The 4,642-nt window shown below is 71.7% G+C and carries 6 protein-coding genes; 2 read left to right on the top strand and 4 right to left on the bottom strand.

Translation table 11 applies throughout. From position 1 onward, the window contains the following. Positions 1–461: FtsX-like permease family protein (locus ABZS54_RS42240; RefSeq protein ID WP_355548556.1), on the bottom strand; the 461-nt coding region annotated here is incomplete at its 3' end. Next, positions 401–1,057, bottom strand: coding sequence for a hypothetical protein (locus ABZS54_RS42235; RefSeq protein ID WP_355548553.1), 657 nt, complete (start codon positions 1,055–1,057; stop codon positions 401–403). The genes ABZS54_RS42235 and ABZS54_RS42240, both read right to left, overlap by 61 nt. Positions 1,058–1,446: 389 nt before the next feature. Here ABZS54_RS42235 and ABZS54_RS42230 point away from each other — a divergent pair, with 389 nt between their 5' ends. Together ABZS54_RS42230 and ABZS54_RS42225 are read left to right on the top strand one after the other, a co-directional pair. Beyond that, a complete protein-coding gene (locus ABZS54_RS42230; protein ID WP_355548550.1) occupies positions 1,447–1,782 on the top strand; it encodes an Lsr2 family protein in 336 nt (111 codons plus the stop codon). Between the two features lie 647 nt (positions 1,783–2,429). Further along, a complete protein-coding gene (locus ABZS54_RS42225; protein WP_355548547.1) occupies positions 2,430–3,014 on the top strand; it encodes a YdeI/OmpD-associated family protein in 585 nt (194 codons plus the stop codon). 487 nt (positions 3,015–3,501) lie between these two features. Here the strand turns inward: ABZS54_RS42225 and ABZS54_RS42220 are convergent, their stop codons facing one another. Together ABZS54_RS42220 and ABZS54_RS42215 are read right to left on the bottom strand one after the other, a co-directional pair. After that, positions 3,502–4,395, bottom strand: a complete 894-nt coding sequence (locus tag ABZS54_RS42220) for a D-hexose-6-phosphate mutarotase (protein WP_355548544.1) — start codon at positions 4,393–4,395, stop codon at positions 3,502–3,504. Position 4,396: 1 nt separating this feature from the next. Further along, positions 4,397–4,642, bottom strand: a 246-nt coding sequence (locus ABZS54_RS42215; protein WP_355548541.1) for a hypothetical protein, incomplete at its 5' end; no start/stop codon positions are given.

The raw sequence follows: 4,642 nt of genomic DNA, 5'->3' as shown, positions 1-4,642 counted from the left end.
CGCGCCCGGGCCGCCCAGCCCGCCGGCACGGCCGCGCCCAGGAGCGCGATCACCACGCCCGCAAACGCGAGCAGGAGCAATTTCGGCCCGCTGTACACCTCCAGGATGCTCGGCGGCAGGTTGGTGCCGGCCGCATGTCCCATCATCGGCACCACGCAGGCGTGCAGTGTGAACCCGGCCGGTACGCCGATCAGGCCGCCGAGTAGACCGATGTCGGCCATCGAGGCGAAGACCAGGCTCACGGTCTGTCCCAGGGTCATGCCCACGGCCTTGCACACGCCGATGTCGTGGACCCGCTCGCGGGTGTCGAGGACGACCGAGTTGAGCACGCCGAGTGCCGCGACGGAGACCAGCATCAGAGTGAGCAGGACGGCCATCGCATCCAGGATCAGGATCAGGATCAGGCCGTCGGCGTCCGAAGGGGCGTTGACCAGCACCTTGCCGCCCAACGGATGCAGCACCGCGCCCAGTTGCCGGGCGTACTCGGCGGGTGGCACACCGGGCTTCGGCTCGACCAGGAACACGTCCGGGCGGGCGGCGGCGAAGCCGGCGAGGTCCGCGTGAGCTTGCGTACGTCCGCCTTGAAGCGGGCGGTCCCCCGGGCGGTGCCGGCCGCCAGGTCGGGGGCGCGTACCGCCGGGTTGGCGTCGATCAGTTCCAGCATCGCGGTGGTCCACGGACCGCGTCCGCTGCGCGCGTCCAGGCGGCGCAGTCCCGCGACGATCTCGTCGAGGTCCGCCGTGGACAGGTCGGTGTCCGCACGCAGGCCCACCCGCGGATCCGCGCCGGCGAAGCGCAGGCCGATCCGGTACAACTGCCGGTCCTCTCCCGGGCGTTGGTCGGCCAACAGCTCCGCCCGCCCGGGGTAGCCCGCGCGCTGTGCGTCCCGGTCCGGGACGCTGTCCTCCGGCACGGCGTCGACCGTCCCGACCTCCAGCACGCCGACCTCGGTGCGCAGCCCGGTGCCGGGGCGCACGGCGGGTCTGCGCCAACGTCGAAAGGCGAGGTCGACCTCTCCGGACGCGATTTTGGCCAGTACCTCGTGTCTGAACAACAATGCCAACTCCGGGTTCCGGAGATCGGAAGCCGGCCGGCCCGCCGGCTCCGATGTGCTGCCCGAACGGCAGGTACGGCACACTCGATCTCGATCGGATGGCAGCCCATGCCGAGAATCGCCACCATTTCCATTGTGCGCGTAGGCCCGGTGCCGGCAAATGCCAAGCTTCGGGATGTTCCCGGCGGCCGATCTTTCGCCGGTCGACGGCGAAGGCATAACCGTCTCCGCCTACCACAGGAACTCGTCCCATGCATTGAGCGCAACGCCGCAGTCGGCCTTCCGCGCGGGCGAGAAGCCCGAGTCGTTATCCCGTTGTCGATTTTCCAGGAGGCCGATGTTCGGGCTCTGGGTGTACGATCTCCCCGCTCCCAGGAAGGGGATTCTCAACAATGGCTCAGCGCGTAGTCACGCTCTACACCGATGACGTCACCGGCGAGACCGGTGAAGACATCGCGACCCACACTTTTGCGTTGGATGGCGTCACCTACGAGATCGACCTCGGCGAGGACACCTACCAGCAGTTGCTGGACAAGTTGGCGCCCTACTTCGGCGCCGCCCGCAAGACCGGTGCCGCCGCCCGCCGTGGTCGCAAGGGAGCCCGTTCCGCCGGTCAGGGCCCGGACCCCGTGAAGGTCCGTGAATGGGCGAGGTCGCAAGGCATCGAGGTCAATGCGCGCGGTCGGGTTCCTGCGGATCTCATCGAGAGGTACCAGGCCGCACACTGACGGCCGGCAACTGTCCGCGGGCTTCGCGGTGTTCGCGTCCGCAGCCCCCGCGGGGCTTTCCTGCGCGGGCGATGCCCGTCATCGCCCGGATGCGACGACCCGGATACGACCACGACCCCGCAGGCGCTGCCGCCGGCGGGGTCGTTGTCGATCCCGTGCTCGCTCCGCGAGCGTGCGGACCGTCGCCCGCGTGGGAAACGCGCCGACCACCCGGGAGAGGAAGTCCGGCCGGGGCATTGGGCGCGGCGAACTCGGCCTCTCCGGAGGCTATTGCGGCCCATCGCGCTGCTGCCATTCCGGCAATTCGACGACATTGGTTGCGTTCCATCGCTTCCTTTGCGACCCATAAAGCGGCCGGCGCGGCAACCCGATGAAAGTTGCCCGGCCGGTCGGATACCGCCCGGTTGCCGCCGGGTTGCCGCCGGCCGGCCAGGTCGCGTCGTCGTGCGACCGGGCCGCGGAGCCCGACCTCGCCCGGCGATGTCGCCCCGCCTCGTAGTCGACCCGGCCGTTGCCGCCGGGTCATCAGCGGTCGGCCTTCCGGGGACCGGGGTTTCGGGCTGTACGTACACCCGTCGCCGGCTCGCTATCTTGGGCCACCGCAGGGAATCGCAATGGGCGGACCTTTCCGGTCGAAGGAGTCGCGCGTGTCGACGGAACCCGCCCCGAACGAAGCCGAGGTGATCGTCTTCCGGGACGCCGCGGAGTTCGGGGACTGGCTGGAGGCACACGGCGACGAGAAGGCCGGCGTGTGGCTGAAAATCGCGAAGAAGGGATCGGGCATCCCCTCGTTGACCAGTGACGAGGCGGTCGATGTCGGCCTGTGCCACGGCTGGATCTCGGGTCGACGGAAGTCCCACGACGAGGTCTACTACCTCCAGAAGTACGTACCGCGCCGGCCACGCAGCCGGTGGTCGCAGGTCAATGTGGCCAAGGTCGAGGAGCTGATCGCGGCGGAGCGGATGCGGCCGGCCGGCTTGGCCGAGGTCGAGGCCGCGAAGGCCGACGGGAGGTGGGCCGCCGCCTACGAGTCGCAGCGCGACGCCGGCGTCCCGGCCGACCTCGCCGCAGCCCTGGCGGCGAGCCCGCAGGCGACGCGGGCGTTCGACGCGCTCGGCAGGACGCAGCGGTACGCGGTGATCCTGACCCTCCTCACCGCGCGCACACCCGCGACCCGCGCGGCCCGACTCGCTCGGGCGATGACCACGCTCCAAGCGCGCGACGAATCCTGAACCGACCCGGCGCGCGGCCCGGGTGTACGAACCGATCCGCCGTCCGGACCCGGCGCCCGGGTTCCCGACCCGCGACCCGACGGCGGGGATCGACGGCACGGATTTCGGTGGCCGGGAATGATTCGGCGAGGAGGTAGGTTGTGCAGGTGTCGGTGAGGGTGTGCCCCCGGGCCCAACCATAGCCTCCGTGGAATACCGCTCGGCTGGAGCCACGGTGTGCCTTCCGCCGTGAGGCGGCCACCCTCACCGACCTCGACGCGAACGGCGCCGCATACCCTCGTGGGGCGGCGCCGTTTTCTTGTCGCGGGGGACGAACTCCCTTCCCGGCCCGATCGCGCGGTCGAGGACCCGCTGCCGACGCGTCCGGGCGGCGAGGACCCGCCGGCCGGTGCCGCCCGCACACGGCAACAGGCGCGACGCACGCGCGAGGCCGACCAGGGCCCACCCGACCGCCGCGCGCCCGCCGACCGGCCGCCGGGTGCGAGGCCTATGCGTCGGCGGCGATCCGCAGCGTCGCGGTCAGGTGCGCGGGGGTCTGCGGGCCGCTCGCCAGCGGCCGGGAGACGCGGGCGGTCTCCACACAGACGAACTCCCGGTAGCCGTCGTCGGGCACATCGGCCATGGTGCGGGTGAGCTCCGCGCCCGGGTTCCACACGACCACGTCGCTGTGCCCGGCGTGGTGCACCTCGACGACCCGCTTCCCGGCGGGGTCGTGGAGCCTGCTGACGCCGTCCGGGCGCGTGTAGACGCGGTCGATGCGGTCCGGGAAGGACAACCCCTCCGCGCCCGTGTCCGGGTCCTTGTCCGCGTCCGCCTCGACGCCGAGGACCTTGTCGAGGTAATGCCCGTCCAGACCGGTGACCCGGACGCCGTCGAGGTCGCCGACGCGCAGGTAGGTGTGCAGCGCGGCGGTGCTCTCGAAGTCGCCGCGAGCCGTCAGCTCGATGCGGCACTCCTGCCCGAGCGTGAAGCGGACGACCACCTCGAAGGCGAACGGCCAGTACGCCCGCGACTCCTCGCCGTCGCGCAGGACCATGCTCACGTGCGCCGCGTCGTCGTCCTCGCCGGCGTCGAGCAGCGTCCACGGCAGGATGCGGGCGAACCCGTGGTTCGGGCGACCCGCCGGGCCGAACCACGGCCAGCAGATCGGCACGCCGCCGCGCACCGCCCGACCTTCCTCGAAGGTGCCGGCATCGCTCAGCCACAACACGGGCTCCGCGCCCTGCGGTTGCCAGGCGAGGAGGTGGGCACCCTGGAGGGCGATCGCGGCACGTACCCGCGGGTGGTCCAGCACGACCACGTCCAGCGCGCCGAGCCGGCGCAGGGACAGGTGGGCGTCGAGCCGCCGGACGACGGGAAGGGCGAATACGTCTTCGGGCACGTCAAGGCCTCTCGCGTTCGTCGCGGCGCTGCCGCGCACTGAACTTGCCACGATGCCATAGCCGGACCCGAGGACCGGGAGCACCCACGCCGACGCTGTCGGTGATCGCCAGTACGTTCGGGTCCCGCCGGTCCGGTGGGGCGGCCGTTCGCGCGGCCGGCGTCCCGGCCTTGCCCTGCTCGCGGCCCACCCGATCACCTGCGACGCGGTGGCGGGCCTGCCGGGTTGCGACGATCCGTGGACGCCG

Origin of the sequence: Embleya sp. NPDC005575 (genome assembly GCF_040605455.1) — a bacterium.
Lineage (GTDB): Bacteria > Actinomycetota > Actinomycetes > Streptomycetales > Streptomycetaceae > Embleya.
This window is presented reverse-complemented; position numbering and strand designations above follow the sequence as displayed.

What these genes read in the sequence shown, in the direction of transcription:
- ABZS54_RS42230 (WP_355548550.1), top strand. Translation starts at nt 1,447, where the DNA reads ATGGCTCAGCGCGTAGTCACGCTCTACACCGATGACGTCACCGGCGAG.